16 protein-coding genes are annotated in these 19,885 nt (G+C 61.2%); 3 read left to right on the top strand and 13 right to left on the bottom strand.

From position 1 onward, the window contains the following. Both J2857_RS00335 and J2857_RS00330 read right to left on the bottom strand, forming a co-directional pair. Positions 1-1,371: a dihydroorotase gene (locus tag J2857_RS00335; RefSeq protein ID WP_210008025.1), complete on the bottom strand. Its 1,371-nt coding sequence runs from the start codon at positions 1,369-1,371 to the stop codon at positions 1-3. 4 nt (positions 1,372-1,375) lie between these two features. Continuing rightward, entirely contained in the window at positions 1,376-2,035 is a 660-nt protein-coding gene (locus J2857_RS00330; protein ID WP_210008024.1) for an aspartate/glutamate racemase family protein, read from the bottom strand. A gap of 580 nt (positions 2,036-2,615) precedes the next feature. Between J2857_RS00330 and J2857_RS00325 the strand changes: the two genes are divergently transcribed. Next, positions 2,616-3,266: a GGDEF domain-containing protein gene (locus J2857_RS00325; protein WP_245362948.1), complete on the top strand. Its 651-nt coding sequence runs from the start codon at positions 2,616-2,618 to the stop codon at positions 3,264-3,266. Here the strand turns inward: J2857_RS00325 and rfbD are convergent. From rfbD to J2857_RS00270, 11 genes are all read right to left on the bottom strand, one after another. Further along, positions 3,261-4,166, bottom strand: a complete 906-nt coding sequence (gene rfbD, locus J2857_RS00320) for a dTDP-4-dehydrorhamnose reductase (protein WP_210008022.1) — start codon at positions 4,164-4,166, stop codon at positions 3,261-3,263. The two genes, J2857_RS00325 and rfbD, sit on opposite strands and share 6 nt — an antisense overlap. After that, positions 4,163-5,248, bottom strand: a complete 1,086-nt coding sequence (rfbB, locus tag J2857_RS00315; RefSeq protein WP_210008021.1) for a dTDP-glucose 4,6-dehydratase — start codon at positions 5,246-5,248, stop codon at positions 4,163-4,165. The genes rfbD and rfbB overlap by 4 nt, the downstream gene beginning before the upstream one ends. Next, positions 5,248-5,811 carry a dTDP-4-dehydrorhamnose 3,5-epimerase gene (gene rfbC / locus J2857_RS00310; protein ID WP_210008020.1) on the bottom strand — a complete coding sequence of 188 codons (564 nt, stop codon included), beginning with the start codon at positions 5,809-5,811 and terminating at the stop codon, positions 5,248-5,250. The genes rfbB and rfbC overlap by 1 nt, the downstream gene beginning before the upstream one ends. After that, entirely contained in the window at positions 5,804-6,685 is an 882-nt protein-coding gene (gene rfbA, locus J2857_RS00305; RefSeq protein WP_210008019.1) for a glucose-1-phosphate thymidylyltransferase RfbA, read from the bottom strand. The genes rfbC and rfbA overlap by 8 nt, the downstream gene beginning before the upstream one ends. Before the next feature lie 40 nt (positions 6,686-6,725). After that, positions 6,726-7,883 (bottom strand): glycoside hydrolase, encoded by a 1,158-nt coding sequence (locus J2857_RS00300; RefSeq protein ID WP_245362946.1) that lies wholly within the window; start codon positions 7,881-7,883, stop codon positions 6,726-6,728. Beyond that, complete coding sequence (locus tag J2857_RS00295) at positions 7,858-9,030, bottom strand: polysaccharide pyruvyl transferase family protein (RefSeq protein ID WP_210008018.1); 1,173 nt, start codon at positions 9,028-9,030, stop codon at positions 7,858-7,860. The genes J2857_RS00300 and J2857_RS00295 overlap by 26 nt, the downstream gene beginning before the upstream one ends. Before the next feature lie 38 nt (positions 9,031-9,068). Continuing rightward, complete coding sequence (locus tag J2857_RS00290; protein ID WP_210008017.1) at positions 9,069-10,247, bottom strand: polysaccharide pyruvyl transferase family protein; 1,179 nt, start codon at positions 10,245-10,247, stop codon at positions 9,069-9,071. 38 nt (positions 10,248-10,285) lie between these two features. Further along, a complete protein-coding gene (locus J2857_RS00285; protein WP_210008016.1) occupies positions 10,286-12,964 on the bottom strand; it encodes a glycosyltransferase in 2,679 nt (892 codons plus the stop codon). Beyond that, a complete protein-coding gene (locus tag J2857_RS00280; RefSeq protein ID WP_210008015.1) occupies positions 12,954-14,435 on the bottom strand; it encodes a DUF6212 domain-containing protein in 1,482 nt (493 codons plus the stop codon). The genes J2857_RS00285 and J2857_RS00280 overlap by 11 nt, the downstream gene beginning before the upstream one ends. A gap of 181 nt (positions 14,436-14,616) precedes the next feature. Beyond that, the gene (locus tag J2857_RS00275; protein ID WP_210008014.1) at positions 14,617-15,864 is read right to left on the bottom strand and encodes a glycosyltransferase family 4 protein; all 1,248 of its coding nucleotides are present in this window, start codon (positions 15,862-15,864) and stop codon (positions 14,617-14,619) included. A gap of 44 nt (positions 15,865-15,908) precedes the next feature. Beyond that, positions 15,909-16,421: a MarR family transcriptional regulator gene (locus tag J2857_RS00270; RefSeq protein WP_373426866.1), complete on the bottom strand. Its 513-nt coding sequence runs from the start codon at positions 16,419-16,421 to the stop codon at positions 15,909-15,911. Positions 16,422-16,676: 255 nt separating this feature from the next. On the opposite strand from J2857_RS00270, the gene J2857_RS00265 reads away from it, so the two are divergent. Together J2857_RS00265 and J2857_RS00260 are read left to right on the top strand one after the other, a co-directional pair. Next, a complete protein-coding gene (locus J2857_RS00265; protein WP_210008012.1) occupies positions 16,677-18,437 on the top strand; it encodes a type I secretion system permease/ATPase in 1,761 nt (586 codons plus the stop codon). After that, positions 18,434-19,834 carry an HlyD family type I secretion periplasmic adaptor subunit gene (locus J2857_RS00260; protein ID WP_210008011.1) on the top strand — a complete coding sequence of 467 codons (1,401 nt, stop codon included), beginning with the start codon at positions 18,434-18,436 and terminating at the stop codon, positions 19,832-19,834. Before J2857_RS00265 ends, J2857_RS00260 begins: the two co-directional genes overlap by 4 nt. Positions 19,835-19,885: the final 51 nt, after the last annotated feature.

Genomic DNA, 19,885 nt, shown 5'->3' with positions numbered 1-19,885 from the left:
TCAGTCCTTCCCAGGCCCAAACCAGCCGGCCGTGGCGCGCGGCACAAAACGACCGCTTCCGGGGCCGTTGAGAATGTCTTTCCCGTCCCAGGCGAGTTGTCCGCGCAACCAGGTTGCGGCGACGCGGACGGTAAACCTTTCCCCGTGGAAGGGGCTCCAGTTCAGGCCGTCATGGGAGGCCGCCTCGTCCCAGACGAAGGAACCCTGTTCGAGCGCGACCAGGTCGGCATCGCAGCCCACCGCGATCGCGCCCTTTCGGTCGTCGATCCCGAAGAAGCGCGCCGGTCTCCTGGCCAGATATTCCGCGGTCAGACGCGCGGCATCGAGGCCGCGCGCCTCGGCAGCGGTGAAGAAGGCGGGAACCAGCGTCTCCAGGCCCGGAACGCCGGCGCCGGCATCGAAGATCGAGTCCGTCAGCTTGTTGTCGATCGGCCAGCTGGAATGGTCGGAGGAAACGAAGGCAACGAGGTCATCGGAAATCGCCCGCCACAATCCATCAATCGCAGCCGAGCGGATGGGCGGGTTCACCTTCATCCGTGCACCAAGCCGGTCGCCGTCGCGCGCGGCATCCAGCCAGAGATAATGGATGCAGAGCTCTCCGGTCGCAGCAGCACCCAGTCCGGCCACCGCTCCCGTCAACCGGAAACCCGCTTCCGTCGTCAGGTGGACAGGGTGGACATGCGCCCCGCTTGAAAGACCAAGCGCAAGGAACTGACCGGTCGCCGCCAGTTCGGCCGCTTCCGGCCGCGCTCGCGCGTGCGCGACAATCCCGTTTTGACCCGCCGCCTTCGCTGCCGCGATGCGGGCCATGACAATCTCCTGATCCTCATTATGCAGTCCGAGCGGAATGGGCGTCGGAGCCAGAGCCTCCATAAGGTCGAGCACGAGATCCTCGCCGATCCGCGGGAAACGTACCGGATTGCTTTCGAAGGACGAGATCTTGAAGGCGACAACACCGCCTTCGATCAGCGCGGCCAGGTTGGCGGTGCCCGTCTCACGGGTCGCCGTTCCATAAAGCGCCATATCCGCGTGCGAATGAGCGGCAATTGCGGCGATCTTGGCGACGAGGCGATCCGGCCGGTCGAGCGGCTCCGGATTGTCGTAAGGCATATCGACCAGCGTGGTAACGCCACCCGCGATTGCCGACCGCGTGGTATCGGCGATCCCGGGCAAGCCCTTGTAGCTTGTCGCATGGGTTTGCCCGTCTACAGCACCCGGAAGGATCAGCGCGTTGCCACGATCGTCCACCCTCGCGGCGGCCGGAGCGTCGCCGGTTCCGACTGCGGCTATCCGACCGCCGGAGATTGCGACCCAGCCGTTTTCGAGGATGCCATCCGGCACAACCACCCGGCCTTTGACGACCAACTCCATCGGATCAACCCTTCGCAAAATAGTTAAGGTCGAGCGCATTGATCGCGACAGCAACTGCTGCCTGTACGGGATCGACGACCGGCACGCCCAGTTCCTGCTGCAAGAGAGGACGATGACCGCCCATGCCGGCGCATCCAAGGATCACCACGCCAGCACCGTCTGTCTCCGCCATGACTTTGGCGGTCCGCGCGACCGATGGACCGGCAAGGTTTAGATCGTTCGCTTCGGCCACCGACATGTTGACCGGCCGATCGGCTGCGAGACGCGCGGTCAGGCCGAGCCGTTCGATATGGGACGCATGGCGTGCCACCGACGATGCTCCGAGCGAGACGACACCAAAGCGCGGCGCGAGTTGAAGGGCAGCATAGTAGGCAGCCTCCGCAATGCCAATCACCGGCCGGTTTATCGCCGCCCGCGAAGCCACGACTCCCGGGTCGGAAAAGCACGCAACCACAAACGCATCCGCATCACTGGAAACGATCGCCTCGACGACCATCGGCGCGACGAACAACACGTCCTCGTCCGTTTCGATGCCGATCGGAGCCTTGGGAAGACGATCACAAACGATCGTGTGAGCCGTCACCGCGCGTAGCGGTGCAATACTCGCCGAAATCGCCTCGGTCACTTTTACGGAACTGTTCGGATTGAGAACAAGAATTTTCATCGGAGCCTATCCCAGTATGTGTTCTCAAACGTTCAATATCCCACGTAATATGTCAATTGATATTTTTATGGCGATATTGGAAAGAAGATGCATATCTTACAGATATTTAGGTGATATATGTCTGAGCACGGCCTGAATATATATGGCGCACAAGCCAAAGCCTGCGCCTGCGCAGGGTCTCAAAGCTAAGGCTGCGAAGCTCCGTCATATCGACGTCTACCGCCGCGACGCACGAGCCTCACCCGCAGTCTCCGATCGACTTCTTCCAAGATTGGTGTCCACCTATTTTGGTGGACACCTCATCCAGCAGAGCACTCAACGGAAAAGGGGAGAGCTGGCTCGGTTTGTCCGAACAGCCAGGATAAGTGGAAATTCTGCATGGCGCATTGCTGGGATTCCATCCGATCCAGCCACCTGATATTTTAATCCAATCCATCAATGACAACGACCACTGGAACAGCTCCGTCAACCGATGTTCTTTCAACTCCGTCCCCATCGAGCCACGATCGTCCCGCATCTCGGGATCGCAGCGTTTGGCGCCCTCGCCTGCGCAGCCGGAGCGATCGCGGTCGCTTACATAATGAGCCTGATTTTCCAGGAGCGTCCGCTCTGGGTGGAATTGACGGTCGTCGCGCTGGTATCGGCGGTTGTTGCATTTCCGCTTCTATTGACGATTTGCCTGCGCAACGAAGCGCTTCGCAAGATCCAGAAGCAACTCCAGCACGCGCTGACCCATGACCCCGTTACGGGTACTCTCAGCGCCAATGCATTTGCGACCTCGGTCGGGCACGCGATGGACCGCAGGCGCGTGACCGATGGGGAAAGCCCGGACGGCATCATGCTCGTTCTCAAGGTTGGCAACCTCGATGAAATCGGTCGCCGCTATGGTCCGCAATGGGCGGATACGCTGCTTCAATCGCTTGTCCGGATCGTGCAATCTTCCGTGCGCTACGGCGATCTCGTCGCTCGCCTGGCCTCCGACGAACTCGGGATCTACCTGCCAGGCGCGACGGCGGAAAATACCAGGGAGATCTGCGAGCGCATCCGCACGCAGATCCGCGAGACCACCTTTGCAGCGGGGCAAGAAGGCCAGATATCCGTGGCGTTGCGGCTCGGCGGGACCAAGGTCGAGGACCAGGCAGACTTCCAGTCGCTCCGGGAGGCTGCTAACCGCGCCGCTCTTGCAGAAGAAGAGGCTGGCCCGCTCCTGTTCCGTGAACTGTTTTCATAACGGGGCAACCGCATTTACACTCGCGGCGTCCCGGACGATCCGTCCTACGACCTCTTCGAGTGACTGCTGCCAATGCGGCATGGTCCAGCCGAATGTCGAAGCGAACTTGGTGCTGGACAGTTGCGTATTCATCGGACGGGGTGCCCGCGCGGCAAATTCGGCGGCTTTTATGTCACGAACCTCCGCCCATGCGCCCCCGCCGGCCCGGCTTGCGGCGAACGCACGGCGCGCGAAGTCGGCCCATGAGGTCGTGCCGGTTCCTGCGAGATGGTAGGTCCCGTATGCCGCGCCCTCCCGCATGGCGACGGCGACGCGCAGAATAGCATCGGCAATATCGAGTGCCGCCGACGGATTGCCCTGCTGGTCTGCAACGACTGCGATTTCCCTGCGTTCCCTCGCCAGCCGCAGCATGGTTTTTACAAAATTCGTCCCGAACGGGCTGTAGACCCAGCTCGTCCGCAGGATGAAATGACGGGGCGCCATCGCTGCCACGACCATTTCGCCCGCAAGCTTGGAAGCGCCGTAGGCATTCAGCGGCGCCGGCGTGTCCGTCTCATGGTAACCGCCCTGCTTCTTCCCGTCGAAGACGTAGTCGGTCGACAGATGGACGATCGGCGCTCCGAGACGGGTCGCCGCCTCGGCGACTGCCCCGGCGCCGGTGGCATTGATCCTGTAGGCCAGTTCCGCCTCATCCTCGGCGCGATCGACGGCGGTGTAAGCCGCGGCTGAAACGACAAGGTTGGGGCGCGAAGATGCCAGCGCCGGCCAGATGGTCTCTGGCCGGGCCAGATCGAGTTCGGGGCGCCCCAGGGTGACCACCTCGACGTCGGGCAGCCGCCCTGCCCGCTCCATCAGGCTTAGAGCGACCTGCCCCCTTGTGCCGGTCACCGCAATCCTCACGCCGACAGCCGCGAACGTTCGCCGAGACGCATGCCCGGATAACGCCAGCGCCGGATCGGCTCCCACCACCAACGATTGGCCAGATACCAGTCCACGGTCATGTTCATCCCATCTTCGAACCCCACCTGAGGTCTCCACCCAAGCTCACGCTCGATCTTTGAAGGGTCGATGGCATAGCGGCGATCATGACCGGGCCGGTCGGGGACGAACGTTATCAGGTCCCTGTAGCTTCTGCCCTGTCCGCGCGGTCGCCGGACGTCGAGACGATCGCAGATGCCCTCGACAACGGCAAGATTGCTGCGCTCGGCCCGTGCGCCGATATTATAGCTTTCCCCCGGCCTGCCTTGCCTCATCACCAGTTCCAGCGCCCGCGCGTGGTCCTCCACATGCAGCCAGTCCCGCACATTCGCCCCGGTGCCATAGACCGGCAACGACTTCTCCTCGACAGCGTTCAGGATCGTCAGCGGGATCAGTTTCTCCGGAAACTGACAGGGACCGAAATTGTTGGAGCAGTTGGACAGCACAACGGGCAGGCCGTAGGTGTGAGCCCATGCGCGCACAAGATGATCCGAGGCGGCCTTCGACGCCGCATAGGGTGACGACGGGGCATAGGCCGTCTCTTCGGTGAACACGCTCCCATCGAAGGGAAGGTCCCCGAACACTTCATCCGTCGAAACATGATGGAACCGGAAGCGGTCTCGCGCTTCCGCCGAAAGCTCGCGCCGATAGGCAAGCGCGGCGTTAAGCAGGCGAAGGGTACCGACGACATTCGTCTCGACAAAGACGTCCGGACCATCGATCGAACGGTCGACATGACTTTCGGCCGCAAGGTGCATCACGGCGTCGATCTTTTCGTGGCGCATGATCTCGAGCATAGCCTGCTCGTCGCCAATGTCCGTGCGATAGTGCACGTAATTCGCGTGCGTCTCGAACATTCGCAGGGAGTCGAGATTGCCCGCATAGGTCAGCTTATCGACGTTGACGACACGTTCGGCGACACCTGCCACAAGATGGCGGCAGACCGCGGAGCCGATGAAGCCAGCGCCGCCGGTGACAAGAATGCGCCCGCCCGCCGTGTCCATCACACGATCCCTTCGAAAACCGCTGCATTCGCCAAAAGCGGTGCATTCTCGTCCTTCGCAGACATTCGCACGCGACGGAGATCGACAGGCCAATCTATCGCGATTTCGGGATCATCGAAGCGGATAGCCCGATCATGGTCAGGCGAGTAGAAATCGCTCACCTTGTAGAGGACCTCGGTATCCGGCTCCAGCGTGACGAAACCATGCGCGAAGCCCGCTGGCACCAGAATCTGGTTGCCGGTCACAGCGGAGAGTTCGATCCCCAGCCATCTCGCGAACGTGGACGAGCCCCGGCGCACATCGACCACGACGTCGAACGCGCGCCCACGGACAACCCTGACGAGCTTTGCCTGAGCCCGCGGCGGCAACTGATAGTGCAGTCCGCGCAAGGTACCTGCATGGGCGGAGTAGGAATGATTGTCCTGTACGAACGTCGTCTCTATGCCGTTCGCGGCAAATATCCCCGCGTTATAGGTTTCGACGAAGAAACCACGTCCATCATCGAACCTGCGGGGCGTCAGTTCGAGGACGTCCTCGAAACCAAGGCGGCGGATCTCAAGCATCCGCGAGTTCCCTGATGCGCCGCCGAAGATAGGCGGCGTAGTCGGTTTTTCCCATCGTGTCGGCGCGGGCCAGCACCTGGTCCGCCGACAGATATCCGAGTTCATAGGCGATTTCTTCCGGGCACATGATCTTCACGCCCTGCCGGCACTCGATCGTGCGCACGAAGGATGCAGCGTCGTGCAGGCTCTCATGGGTGCCCGTATCGAGCCATGCGTAACCACGACCGAGACGGCGGACATGAAGGTCGCCGCGGTCGAGATAGGCACGGTTGACGTCGGTGATCTCCAATTCGCCCCGTCCGGACGGCAGGACCGAGGCCGCGATGTCAAGCACGTCGTTGTCATAGAAGTAGAGACCGGTGACCGCCCAGTTCGACCGCGGCGCGACCGGTTTTTCCTCGATCGACTCCGCCCTGCCGGTGACGGCATTGAAGCTGGCCACGCCGTAGCGGCTCGGCTCGTCCACGTGGTAGGCAAAGATCGTTGCCCCGGCTTTTTGAGCGGCGGCATCACGGCAGATCTCGGCCAAGCCCGCTCCGTAGAAGATGTTGTCGCCCAGAATGAGCGCGACCGGGCTGTCCCCGACAAATTCCCGACCGATGACGAAGGCTTCCGCCAATCCGTTCGGCTGCGGCTGCTCGGCGTAGGTGATCGAAAGGCCGAGCGCACTCCCGTCTCCGAGCAAACCCTCAAACAGCAGCTTGTCCCGCGGCAGCGTGATCACCAGAATGTCGCGGATGCCGGCCAGCATGAGGGTGCCGAGCGGATAGTAGATCATCGGCTTGTCGTGAACGGGAAGCAGTTGTTTCGAAACCGAGATCGTCACGGGATAGAGGCGTGTGCCACTGCCGCCCGCCAGAATGATGCCCTTCATGCGGTGTCTCCGGTTGCTGTTGCCAGGCCCGTGGTTGCAATCATCGCGCCGAGGCTCCTGCGAAAGTCGGGGCGATCGCTGCCACACCAGCCGGGCTCAGCGCGCCGCAACGCCAGACGCTGTAGGCAGGTTGGGTGTCCCAATCGTAGTAGAAGGCGGCCTCCAGCCTTTTCTCTTCCATCAACTGATCGAACGCGCTGCGCACCGCGCGAATTGCGCCCTCCCGTTCCCGGTCATCGATCGGGCAGGAGCGCGCCGGGTTGGCGATCCCCCATTCTGTCACCCAGCACGGCTTGCCGGTGTCCTGCGGCTGACAAAAGCCGAGTAAGGCCGTCACGTCCCTCATCAGAGCAGCGTCACGCTTGCGGCCGGGATAGATGTGGATGCCGTAGGCATCGACCACGTCGTCCATGCCCTTTTCGCGGAGCAGCGAGATCACCTCGCCGGGATCGAGCCGCTCCATGCCGCGCCGATCGGCCTCGCCGACGCCGACGTCGGAAAGGCCAGCGGAGACGACCGCTGCGCCACGGCTATGCACCGTTGACCGCAATTCCTCGCGCGCGATCCCGACAGCCTTGACATAGATATCGAGCCCTCGCTCAAACCCATCCCGGTCCGCAATCTCGGCGACGCTTCGCGGTGTTCGCCCACCTGTCTTGCGATAGACGAGAAGATCGCCGTTATAGGCACTGTAGTTGATCTCGTTTCCGGGCTCGACCGCATCGAGACGGATGCCCTTGTCGTCGATCGCCTGCAGCGCAGCGCGCAGGCCCGCGCGGAAGCGCCCGAGATCGAGGTCCGAAAGCCTGTAGACGTCCCAGATGCGGCCGAAGCCACTTCGGGGACGGATGCCCTCCGGATAATAATCCTCGTTCCCCAACTGGATCTCAAGGAGTATCCGCAAGCCCAGCCGATCTGCGATCTCGACGGCCTCTATGCTTTTGTTCACCGGCCTCGACAGCGAAAGCCGAACATGGGTCACTCCGCCGGCTGCCATCTCTGTGAGTACACGCTTCTGGTCGTCGCGCGAAAGCCAGGCGAGGTTCACGCGGTTGATGCCGATACGCCCCGGCGACGTCTCGCTCGCGACGACCGGCGCCTGAACGAGGATGCAGAGTATCGCGAGCGCGCAAGACAGAGCCGTGCGCGCCCTCACCCGACCGTATTTACGCCTAGAGACCAATTTGCTTAAGAGCATTGCGGAAATTGACCTCGCAAGCGGAGTAACGGTCGATCACGGCCTGCGTGTCTATCTTGCCGAGGAAGTTGGTGAGATAGGCGCGCTTGTCCGCCTCCCTGTTCCAGGTGGCTGCCTCGATATAGGGGAAGCCGATGAATTCCAGCATCTCCCGCATGCGGTCGTCGACTGCGATCATGAGGGCAGGCGTGCCGGCCTGCATGCCGATGATGCAGCCGTGAAAGCGGCGGCCGAAGCACAGATCGCGCGTGGACATCGCCCCGCGCCACTGGTTCGTATCGAAATAGACCAGCAACTCGTATTTCCGCTGCCATTTCTCCGAATGCTTGTACTCCGTTCCTCCCGTGATGCGTCCGCTCGACCGGTCGTAGACGATATCATTGTCGTCGCCGGTGAGGGAGAGGCTGTAGGCAACCACTTCGTCCTGGACGACATAGCTTGCCACGCTGTCGGGCTTGAGCAGCGCATGGGCATCGACGATCGTATCGGCAACGCTGCCGAGATAGCCGCCGAAGGCGATCTTCTGGGCCTCCGCCAGTCCCGGATTGGCAAGCGCCGTAAGCGAACGTTTCATGTCGTTCGGCGAGAAGTAGAGCGACGGGCAGCCGGTCGGCTTGACGAACTTCATCCCCTGCTCCCTGAGGAATTCGGCGGTGAAGTAGCCGCGCGTGAGGAAGAAGCTTTCCTTGTTCCTCAACACCTCCAGGAACTTGAGTGTGCCGGCCGGCAGCTGATCCTTGAGGCCTTCCTTGCGCTGGATGCCGATGCCCATCACCACGACCGGCATATTCAGCTTCGCGAAGATTTCCGCTTCGAGATCGGCGGAATAACCGGGGCGCAGCAGATTGGCGGAGGCGAAGACGCACAGATCGAACTCGCGGTTCACCTGCTCGTAGACCTCGTTCGAATCCCGACTGTTGGCGAGATGCCAGAACGGGAGATAAGTGACGTCATGACCGCGCAGGCTCTCGGCCGCTCCTTCACCGATCAGATAGTTGCCGGTGTTGGCGATCTTCCTGACCTGCGAGAGCAGGTCCTTCCTGGTCCTGGTCTCGTCGAAATAGGGCCGATGGATCACGGTCGTGCCGGAGACGTCCGCAATCGTCCGCTGCAGATAGGATGGAATTCCCGTTAGCAAGATACGCATGACTATCCTTTGAACCGAAAAATGACGGTGCTTGGCCGCTAGAGACCGATGCCTATTTCACGAAGTGTGGTGCGGAAGGCGCGCTCACGGTCGGAATACCGGTCGACGAGTTCGCTCGTGTTGACCTTTGCCAGATGATCGGCCACGAACTCGGCGCGGTTCTCCGCCTTGTCGACTTCCGTGATGTCGACGGCCGGCAGACCCGTGAAGCCCAGCATCTCGCGCATACGGTCGTCCACCGCCACCATCAGGCTCGGCACGGCCGCCTGCATGGCGATGATCGAGCCGTGGAACCGACGGCCGAAATTGAAATCCATCGACGAAGCCCAGCCGCGCCACTGGTTGTTGTCGAAGAAGGTGCGGACCTCGAACCGCTGCTTCTCGCGCTCAGTACCGGGATAGGCCAGATCGCCGATCATCAGGCCAGATGCGGAATCATAGACGCGCCCCTCGTCGTTAGGCTCCACCTTCATATCGAAGTGGAGGAACTCGTCCTGGACGACGTATTGCGGCACGGTGTCCGGCGGGGCCAGCGCATTGGCATCGAGGATCGCATCCTGATTGCCGCCGAGGTAGCCGGAAAAAATTGTCCGCGCCTTGCCGATCTGCACGCTGGACAGTTTCCTCATGGAGCGGCGCATGTTGTCGGGCATGAAGTAGACGGAAGGGCAACCGGTCGGGCGCACGAAGGAGAAGCCCTGGTCTTTCAGGAAGCCGGCCGACTCATAGCCGCGCGTCAGGAAGTAGTGCTCACGCTCCTTCAGGACGGCCAGAAGCCGCTTCGTTCCCTCCGGAAGATTGTTCTCGAGGTCCTTGCGGTTTTGGAGGCCGATGCCCAGCATGACGATCGGCATGTTGAGCCGGCTTAGGACATCCGCCTCGGCATCTGCGGAAAGCCCCTTGCGCAAGAGGTTCGCGCAAGTGAAGACGCAGATGTCGAAGTTGGCGTTGAACTCGTCGAACCCGCTGCCGTTCTTGCTCAAATTGTGGAGATGCCAGAAGGGAACCTGCTTGGCATGCGGCGCAAGCGCACGCAGGGCTCCCTCGCCGATGAGGTAGTTCCCGGTATTGCTGATATTGTGCAGCTCCTGCAGAAACTCCTCTTTCTTTTCCGGCTGCTTCTGCCGCTCCGCATAGGAGACGGACAGGCCGTGGGCGCCGTTGGCAAGGCGGGTGTAGTGACCAGGAATACCCGTCACGAGAATTCGCGGACGCATTCGACTAGACCTTTCTGTTTCAAAGAAGCGGCCCGGCATCAGCCAGCTGCCGCGACCACGGGATTTGCCGCCGCTTGCTCGCGAAAGACCGCGGCGCGGGACAGTGACGAATTTTTCACGGACCGATCGCTCCACGAGATGAAATCCGAGAAGGAGACAGTCCATGACCGGCGCGCAGCGGTCCTGATGCAGCCCTCCATGAGCGGAGCCAGCCTCTCGCGATTGCGCGCAACCTCTTCGATGATCCGAGCCATCTCTCTCACCACCTGAGGATCGGAAGCCGCGTTGATGAGTATGCCGTCATCGCCGTCACAAATAAGCTCGTCCACTGCGCCGACCTCGGTCGTGATGGGCACGCAGCCGAGCTGCTGCGCCTCGGCGATCATCAGCGGCGCGCCCTCCCATCGTGAAGGCATGACAAGAACGTCGGCCCAGCCCAGCGCCTTGATCAGATCCTTGCTCGCGAAGACGGGCGGGCGCACGTCGACGCCCAGGTCCTTCAGCCGCTCGCTCCAGGAGACGGTGGAATCGGCGAGGATTTCCCCTCCGATGGCCCGGGCGTCGAAGGCGACGTTGGACGCCCGCAGTTCCGCGAGCACTGCCGCCAGCCGGTCGATACCCTTCTGCTGATCGAACCGGCCCATGTAAAGAAGCCGCAAGCGGTCATCCCTGCGCTCGATCCGCCTGACGGTCAGAACCTCCGCAAGGGCCTTGGGCGGCACCGAGAAGCTCGCTCCGTTCGCAACGGCGAAGACTTTTTCGTGCGGGACGCCGTAGCTGTGCAGATAGATCTTGAGCTGTTCGGAGCAGGTCAGGAAAGCATCATAGCAATGCTCGTGGGCAATCGCCGCGAAGGGCTGGCCGGCGGGCCTCTTGAAGGCCGTGCTGTCCACGACGTGAAGATAGCAGGCGGTGCGCGTGCCTTCGGCGCGCAGTCGCGCGATGAGGGGATGGACGGCCATCACGTGATTGTTGATGACCAGGTCGAAGCCGGAGAGCTGTCCCTTCAGCGCCTCCCAGTCGACCGAATGCCCCTCGGCGATAAAGTCCTGTCCCAGGAACGAACCCGACCCTCCCCAGGCCGGAATTCCCGCGTCCCAGAAGTGAATGTAGTCGAAGCTGGAATCGAATTCATCGATCACGTCCATCCGCGACGTGCCAAGCACGAAGAGATGGGTTTCGTAACCCGCCGCCTTCAATTCTCGGGCGGCTGCATAGACGACCTTTTCGGCGCCGCCGAACGAGGCGTTCGGCACGAGCAGCGCCACGGTCCGCTTACCCTCGCCATGCCCGAGCGGCAGGACCGGCGATCCCCCGACCTCCTTGCGCAGCGCCTTGTAGAGATCCGTGTAGGGCACGAGCCGTGCGGGACGCCAGGTCCAGCGCTTGCCCGCCGTCTCGCGCAAGGGGCTGGTGGCAATCGCGTTGACGCAGTTGATCGTCACCTGCTGGGGCGTGATGAGAGAACGCCGCGGGAGGCTTCTTGGAAAGGGGAAGCGCACTTTCAGGACGGCGGATGTCGGCCATACCTGCTGGCTTGCGATCGAGGAGAACCAGTCCACCGCATTGTTCTGGACCACTTCCTGGATGAGCCTGGTCGAAAGGAAAACGAGATCGGCGGGACCGATTTTTTGTGCGCCCGGCCCATGAACGATCGGCTCGATCTTGCGCTGGGTGGCATCGTTGGCGAGCTGGACGAAAACGACGTTGCTCACCTCGCTCAGCCGCTCGAGATGGGCAAGCACGTTCGGCAGCATGCGCGAACGCCGCAGAAGGTCGAGCGCAGCACCACTTCCGGCGACCAGGAAAGGCGGGAAATGTTCGTTGTCGGGCTCGCCGATATTGCCCCAGAACGCCGGGATGATGTCGTCGAGGCGACGTATCGTCGGTGGCTTGGTGGGATCGGTGAAGAATGAGATCGCCGTGTCTTCCGTTCGTGCAAACAGGTAGCGCGGGCACTCCTCATGCTCGAAATCCACCAGCATCGGGCGCTGGAACAAGGGCAGGTGGCGCTTGCGCAGGAAGCTTACCGACGTGGCGCGGTCCCGGTTGGCCTCCTTGAAGCGGCTCTCCGCCCTCAGCCTGTATTCGAAGATGGTGTCGTGGCAGGGCGTGCCGACGAAACCGTGCTCGATGCAGGACAGCCAGAACTCCCAGTCCTCGAAACCGTTCTGCCTGTCGTCGTTGAAGCGGACGCCTTCCCGGAAAACATCGATCGAGATCATCGATCCCGTATCGCAGATATTGTCGGTGATGCAGTGGACCAGTCGCGAATAGCGGTTGCCGTAGTGGGCGCGCCAGCTTACCGAAAATGTGTCGATATTCGTGTAAACCCACCCGCAGCCACTGGAAACAAGCTGCCGGTAAAGCGTCTCGATGGTGCCGGGAAGGACGCGATTGTCGGCGTCGAGGAAATAGACAGCCTTCGTCTCAGGAAAGTGCTCGAGGACGAAGTCGATGGCGCGATTGCGCGCGCCGCCTGGGCCGGCGTTCCGCCCGAACACGACATGGAGGGAAGGATGGGCCGCGGCGTAAAGCAGCAGCTGATCGAATGTCTCGTGCCGTGGATCGCCATCGACCGAGACGACAATGACGATCCGGCAGCCGCTGAGATTCGAGGCAAGTACCGACTCGATCGCCTCCAGGGCGAGTGCCGCGTGACCGTAAAGCGGCATGGCCACGGCAATCAGGTCCGTTGGCTCCCTGTTACTGGACATCGGCCGCCTCCGTAAATTGTTTGACCATCCGGAAGCCGGACACCTTCAGCCAGGAGAAATCGACCGAATCCGTGACGGCGCGGCTGAGGATCATCAGGTCCATTGGACCCCGTGCCGGCTCGTCCAGCTGGATGTTGATGTTGACGACCTCGCTGGAACTGACTTCACGCCATCCGCTGAAGAATGCCGACGGCTTGGCCGCGCCCTTTCGCGCAAGCTCGGCCACTTCGGAACGCGCGTTTGAATTCGACGGTGCGAGCAGGAAGCTGACCGCCGCGGGCTGACCTTCCGGATGATCGATGAAGGCGCTCGCCGAGAAAGATACCGTTCCGGGCTCGATAGCGCGACTGACCGCGCCTGCCGATATGCCACTCGGCAGCGGGTGGCAGACAACGGCATGCTCATGCTCGAGGAAGCGCACCGTCTGGAATTCCGGGACGATCGGCGTGACCGAGACGTCCGCGATCTGGCTCAGCGTACCGACCGCCAGGCGATAGTCGACAGTGTACTGGCCTTCGAGCAGGCTGCTGGGCGCAATCATGTTGGGCGTTCTGGCGGGTTTGACCCCAGGCAGCCCCGTAAACACCTTGAACGCCAATGGGCGCAGGTCGAGATCCGGATGCGGAAGTTCCGACCGCGCCGAATAGCGCTCGCCCGCGATCGGATAGCCGAGCGAAAGCCCGACGGTCTCTGGCCCGGTCGCGGAAATCTTCAGCCGAAGTGTACGCGCAGCCCCTCCGCAGGCCCGGGGCAGCGAGAAGAAATTCCAGTTCTGCACGAGTTGCGCATACGATACGTTCCATTCGGCGACCCCTTCGCCGCTCTCCAGATAGCTCAATGCAACGACAAGCTCTCCGCTAATCCGAGGCACCGAGTGCAGGTGAAGGGCGAACCCGGCCACGCCAAGGCTGGATACCGGCAGCAGCTGCTCGACAAAGGCGGCGGAAAGCAACTGCCCGATCCCCTCGTCCTTTGGATCAGAATAGGGATCGTGGGAGAAAATCTCCGAAACCGGCTCCCAGTTTCGCGCCTGGAACGCATCTTCGAGCGCCCGGTAGTTTTCCATCAGCGTTTCGCGTTCCCGACGCAGGATCGCAAGCTCCGAGGTGATTGAGGCGCTGTACCGCGCAAGCCGCCCGACGCCACCCTCGGTCAGCGCCCGCAGAAGCGGAAAACTGTCCGATGTATTGACAGGATCAAGCCGCTGAATGGGAACCGCGGGGACAGTTCCCAGTGGTCCAAGCAGCGCCAGGCGCTCCCGCAAATCCGCCTCGCCCTCTTCGGAAAAGGCGACGGCGATCAATGGAAAAGCATTCTGCATTGTCGCGGGAGGTTGGCCATCAGCATCGAGGCAAACAACCAGATGCTCGATATCGCTCCCTTCGAAACATGATCGATCCCGGCCCGATGCTGCGATCAGCTTTCTCGTCACCAGTCGTTTCCCAATGCCGGAAGACGTCAATTCTTGCACGCGCGGCCCCTGAAGAATTATCTCGCAACAAAGAACAAAAGCGCCGAATAATCAAATTTTATCAAAGTCATCCGGCGTTCTTGATAGGGAGCCTAACAACTAACATTGCAGTGCACAATAAGAAAATTCAACCGATCTAAAGAAATATATTTCATATATACTTAAAAAATCAAAGTAATAATCACGCGACAGCATTCAAATTGCCGCGAAGTGATTTTCCAATCAGTTTTTCAAGAAGATTTTGCTGTCGATCGAGGCAGTCCGCCAGCCGAAAACGCCCCTCGATTGTCCGGCGCGCCGCTGCACGCATCCCAAAATGGCGTTCCGGATTCTTCAATGCCCCGAGAATGGCCTCAGCGAGTGCGTCCGTATCGAAGAACGGCACCAGGAGGCCGTTCCGGCCGGAGCGAATAACCTCCTGGACGGGCGCGGTGTCCGATCCGATGACCAGGGCGCCGCAGGCCATTGCTTCCAGCACCGACCAGGACAGAACGAACGGATAGGTCAGATAGAGATGCGCGGCCGAGATCTGGTAAAGCTGCCGCAACACCGAATGCGGCACCGCTCCGGGAAAGAGGATGTTCTCCCGCGGCATATCCAGCGATTTGAGGAGATGGTCCTTCCACGCTCCGCCGCCGGGCGGAGGCACACCATAACTGATGCCATCCCCTCCGACGAAAACGAACAAAGCATCGGGGCGTTGGCGCACAACCTTTGCGGCAGCCTCCAAAACCTGTGGAAATCCACGATACGGCTCAAGGTCGCGGGCGACAAATGTGACGATGGGAGGGCCATCGGCACTAAGTACACGTCCGTCTGGAAGCGTGACCGACGTTGTCGGGTCCGGTCGAAACCGCGCCGTATCGATCCCCTCGTGACATACCGAAATGCGCCCCCGGGCGTCGGCAGGATAGAGACTTCTCTGCCAATGGGTGGGGCTGATGCCGGCCTCGATGGCCTCAAGGGACAGGAGCTGCGCGATGTTGCGCAGCCGCAGCCTCTTGCGCGTCTCCAGATCGGGCAGATCGCCGGGGGCGAACCCGATGTCCGCCCCTTCCGACCGGTAAAAGAACTCGCAATACCCCAATGCGGGCACCTGCGGCAGCACGTCCTTCAGGAACATCATGCTTCCCCAGCCGATATGGCCAACGACAACGTCGGGCACCAGTCCTTGCCGCGCCATGGCGTCGAGCGTTTCGGCGACGCGATGGCCGATTCGCGCATGGTGATCGGGCGTCCCCATGTGTCGGGCCATATGCGGATCGGCGCGCGGGCCCGATTCCGCTCGATGTCGAACGACGCGAACGGAAGGGATCTTCTGGTCTATGGTCTCGGTGATGAGGCTGACCTCATTGCCCGCCTGCGCGAGCTGAGCGGCCAAGGCCGCGAACTGACCGAAACCCCGTCGATGAACAAACGCCACGTGCATCGCGTCTAGTCCGCCGTTGCCAGGTGCGCGGCATCACGCACCGCTTAGACGCCGTACCGCGAGGCGCTGCCCCAGGCCAGTTCGAGCTGGTGCAGCGTCTGGAAGACCGTCTCAAGCATCTGTTGGTCCTGGTCGCCCCTTTTCACCGCACGCTCATAGGTCATCGCCGCATCGCGGAGATTTGCCCTGAGCTGCCGCCCCTTCTCTGTCAATTTGATGCGTGCTGACCGCTTGTCGCGCTGGGAGGCAACGCGATCGATGTAGTCGCCATCGGCCAGCTGCTTCAGATAGTAGGAAACGTTGGAGCCGACATAATGCCCGCGATCGAGAAGCTCGGCGACCGACAGTTCCGAATCGCCGATCGCCAGCAGGATCATCGCTTGTGCCGGTCCGATATCGTCCACCCGAAGCTTGGTCAGCTCGGCGCGGATCAGGCCCGAGAACCGTCGGGTTGCCCGCTCCATGAGGCGAGCAAGCTCGAAATACGTAATCTGTTGGAGGTCCCCGAATTCGGCATCCTGAGGATGCCTGGGGTCTGTCTGTGCTGCCTGACCCATTTGAACCGTTAGTTCGCCGTTCAGCTCTACGGGTAAATTAAGCACAACTTCTTCTTTCATCCCACTCTCCGTTTCAGGAAAATACTTCAAAAATTGAAGTATTATTCGACTACGCCCATCCCTCCCAATCGCCATTAGCTTGCGCGGCCCCCCCGTTATGTGCCAGATTGGCAGAAGCAATACTATCCTTCGGTTTAGCTATAACGAATACGTCCTCCAACTGGTTGATCTAACGTTAACTCGAGGCAAATTTCCATGCGCGATACTGTTCAAAATGGGACAAGAAGCAAGGGGCAAATGCGGGGAGGAAAAAAACAGGACAGCCCTGGATTGTTGATATCGCAAGCCAAGCGTGTATTCCTGTCGGGATTGCTTTATGCAGCGGCACTGAGCGTGTGCCTCAACCTATTACAATTGACGATGCCTCTGTTCATGCTGCAGGTTCATGACAGGGTGCTCAACAGTCAGAGCATGGACACGCTCACCATGCTCATCATCCTGGCCATCGGCGCCCTGGTGGTGCTCGGTGTTCTGGAATTCATCCGTGCACTCTCGTTCCAAGCCATCGGAGGCGCGCTCGTGCGTCGGCTGAACATGCCGGTCCTTGCCGCCGCCGTTCAGGCCTCGGTCGATCAGGGCCTGTCGCGCGCAACCCAGTCACTTCGGGACATCGCGGAATTGCGAAGCTTCCTGACCTCGTCCGCGGTGACTGCGCCCCTGGACGCTGCCTGGTCGCCGATTTTTCTTGGCGCCCTTTTCCTTTTGCATCCGCTTTTTGGTCTTATCGGAGCGGTCTCCGTCGCATTGCTCGTTGGCGGCGGCCTGGTGACATACATGTTGACGCACCAACTCACCAAGGAAGCGAACCAAACGAATATCGAGGCCGTATCCAGGATTGGCGCCTCGCTGCGACATGCCGAGGCCATCGAGGCGATGGGCATGCTGCCGGCTCTGGCGGCCCGTTGGCGCGCCCTTCAACTGCAGGCTCTCAGCGATTTTGAAACGAGTGGGAGCAGGAGCAAGGCGATGTCGTCCATCACCCGCACCCTGCGCTACTCCATCCAGATCATCACCCTGGCAGCCGGCGCGTATCTGGTGCTGGAGCAGGAAATCACGCCCGGCGCGATGATGGCGTCGAGCATTCTTGCCGGGCGCCTCCTGATTCCCTTCGATTCGATCATCGAGAATTGGCGCCAGTGGGTGCTGGCGATCGCCGGCTGGCGCCGCATCGAGGCCCTTCTCAAGGCAGACCTTGCGATCCGTCAAACGATGCCCACGCCGCATTCGTCGGGCGACATCGTGGTCGACAAGCTCGTCTATGCAGCCCCGGGGCTGGATGTGCCCATCATCAAGGGCATTTCTTTCTCCGTCTCTCCGGGCGAGGTTCTGGGCGTGATCGGTCCTTCCGCGGCCGGCAAATCGACACTCGCGCGCCTGCTGGTCGGCATCTTGCGCCCCACATCCGGCGGCGTCTTCCTCGACGGCAACAACACCTATCTCTGGGAGCGCGGCTCGTTCGGCCAGGTGGTCGGATATCTGCCGCAATCCGTCTCGCTTCTGGAAGGCACAATTCGAGAAAATATCGGGCGAATGGCGGACAGCGATCCATACAAGGTGCTGGAGGCGGCGCGTCTGGCCGATATCCACGAAATGATCGGACGCCTGCCCCTCGGCTACGACACACCCGTCGGCGACGGACATCTGACCCTTTCCGGCGGGCAACGGCAGCGCATAGCGTTGGCGCGCTGCCTCTACAACCAGCCTCGCCTCATCGTGCTCGACGAGCCGAACGCAAATCTGGACTCGATCGGCGAGCGGGCCTTGATCCGCGCGATCCAGCACGCGCGCGACGACGGCGCCATCGTTATCATAATCGCTCACAGGCAAGCCATCATGCAGGTCGCCGACAAGCTGCTCGTGCTCGAAAACGGCCGCATCACGCAGTTCGGACCGCGAACGGCCGTGGTTACGACCACGATACCGGGCGAATCACTCCGCGAGGTAACCGCGATATGACTGAAAAAAATCCCCTCGCGGTCCGTGCTGATCTCGCCGAACGCCGCCTCCAGCGGCATCAGCCGGTATTGCTGGATGTCGGCCCGCCTGACCTGGAGTTCGACCAGTTCGACAGCCGTTCGCCGCTCCGTCGTCTTGTCATTGCGGGGCTCGCCACGATCTTGGTGTCCTTCGGTGGATTCTTTGCCTGGGCCTTTTCGGTCGAGCTCAGCAGCGCGACGGTCGCCAACGGCACGGTCATCGTCGATTCGAAACGAAAGACCATCAGCCATTTCGAAGGCGGCGTGATGAGCCGACTGCTCGTTCAGGAGGGCGACAAGGTTGCCGCCGGCCAGCCCCTGATCGAGTTGGAGGATACACGGGCCCGTTCCGGCCTGCAGTCGCTCCAAATCCGGCGCATTGGCCTGATCGCAAAATTGGCCAGATTAAAAGCCGAGCAGGCTGACCTGCCTCAAATCAGCTTTCCACGCGATTTCGGCGACGACCAGGACGCTACAATCGACGATGCCGTCAGAGCGGAGACAATATTTTTCGAAAAGCGGCGCGAGACCAAGGTTGGACGCGTCGAGGTCCAGCAAAAGACCATCGAGGAGCATCTCGAACATGCATCGTCACTCGGCATCCAGATCCAGGCAGCCGACCAGCAAATCGGTTTCATCAAGGAACACCGCGCGGCAACGGAAACGTTGGTGAAAAAGGGCGCGATACCCCGCACGCAACTCATCGAGATCGATTCCAGGCTAAGCGAGCTTGCGCGGGAACGGGGGGAACTCGTCGGCAACAAGGCTCAGGCCGAAAAAGCCGCAGCGGGCGCGCAGCTTGGGTTGACCGGGATCGAAAGCGATTTTCAATCGACGATTGCCGGCGAAATCACCACGGCACGCGTCGATCTCGCGGATGTCGAAGAGCAGATCACCGCGTCGAAGGACGTGCTGCGGCGCCTTGAGATTCGCTCACCGCAGGATGGCATCATCAGCAACATCTTGCTGCGCACCCCTGGCAGCGCGGTCACCCCTGGCCAGCCGCTGCTGGAGATCATTCCGGAAAATGAGCCCCTGCTGGTCGAGATGCGCGTCAATCCTCGCGACATCGACAGCATCGCCGTGGGCTCGCATACGCAAGTCCGGTTGACGGCCTATAATCAACGCTCCCGCCTGCCGATGGAAGGCGCCATTACATACGTCGCCGCGGACCAGTCGGTAGATGAAAAGTCAAACAGTGCGTTTTTTGTCGCGCGTGCCAAACTCGACCCGTCGTCCCTCAAGGCAAACCCCGATGTCCGCCTCTATCCCGGCATGCCCGCCGAAGTGCTGATCATCCACGAGTCACGCCGTGCGATCGACTACCTTACTGCCCCTGCCCTCGAGAGCTTCAATCGCGCGTTCAGGGAAGACTAGTTTCCAGATGAAATAATGCTGCACAGCAGAAATTGTTTCAAATTTTGAAGT

Source organism: Neorhizobium galegae, assembly GCF_017877055.1.
Classification (GTDB): Bacteria; Pseudomonadota; Alphaproteobacteria; order Rhizobiales; family Rhizobiaceae; genus Neorhizobium; species Neorhizobium galegae_D.
This window is presented reverse-complemented; position numbering and strand designations above follow the sequence as displayed.

Bases quoted from the DNA above. Each gene is read 5' to 3' on its own strand.
- J2857_RS00290 (WP_210008017.1), bottom strand. From the start codon at position 10,247: ATGCGTCCGCGAATTCTCGTGACGGGTATTCCTGGTCACTACACCCGC.
- J2857_RS00325 (WP_245362948.1), top strand. From the start codon at position 2,616: ATGAGCCTGATTTTCCAGGAGCGTCCGCTCTGGGTGGAATTGACGGTC.
- J2857_RS00335 (WP_210008025.1), bottom strand. From the start codon at position 1,371: ATGGAGTTGGTCGTCAAAGGCCGGGTGGTTGTGCCGGATGGCATCCTC.
- J2857_RS00260 (WP_210008011.1), top strand. From the start codon at position 18,434: ATGACTGAAAAAAATCCCCTCGCGGTCCGTGCTGATCTCGCCGAACGC.
- J2857_RS00265 (WP_210008012.1), top strand. From the start codon at position 16,677: ATGCGCGATACTGTTCAAAATGGGACAAGAAGCAAGGGGCAAATGCGG.
- rfbB (WP_210008021.1), bottom strand. From the start codon at position 5,248: ATGGACACGGCGGGCGGGCGCATTCTTGTCACCGGCGGCGCTGGCTTC.
- rfbA (WP_210008019.1), bottom strand. From the start codon at position 6,685: ATGAAGGGCATCATTCTGGCGGGCGGCAGTGGCACACGCCTCTATCCC.
- rfbC (WP_210008020.1), bottom strand. From the start codon at position 5,811: ATGCTTGAGATCCGCCGCCTTGGTTTCGAGGACGTCCTCGAACTGACG.
- J2857_RS00275 (WP_210008014.1), bottom strand. From the start codon at position 15,864: ATGCACGTGGCGTTTGTTCATCGACGGGGTTTCGGTCAGTTCGCGGCC.
- J2857_RS00285 (WP_210008016.1), bottom strand. From the start codon at position 12,964: ATGTCCAGTAACAGGGAGCCAACGGACCTGATTGCCGTGGCCATGCCG.
- J2857_RS00270 (WP_373426866.1), bottom strand. From the start codon at position 16,421: ATGGGTCAGGCAGCACAGACAGACCCCAGGCATCCTCAGGATGCCGAA.
- J2857_RS00330 (WP_210008024.1), bottom strand. From the start codon at position 2,035: ATGAAAATTCTTGTTCTCAATCCGAACAGTTCCGTAAAAGTGACCGAG.
- J2857_RS00295 (WP_210008018.1), bottom strand. From the start codon at position 9,030: ATGCGTATCTTGCTAACGGGAATTCCATCCTATCTGCAGCGGACGATT.
- J2857_RS00300 (WP_245362946.1), bottom strand. From the start codon at position 7,883: ATGCTCTTAAGCAAATTGGTCTCTAGGCGTAAATACGGTCGGGTGAGG.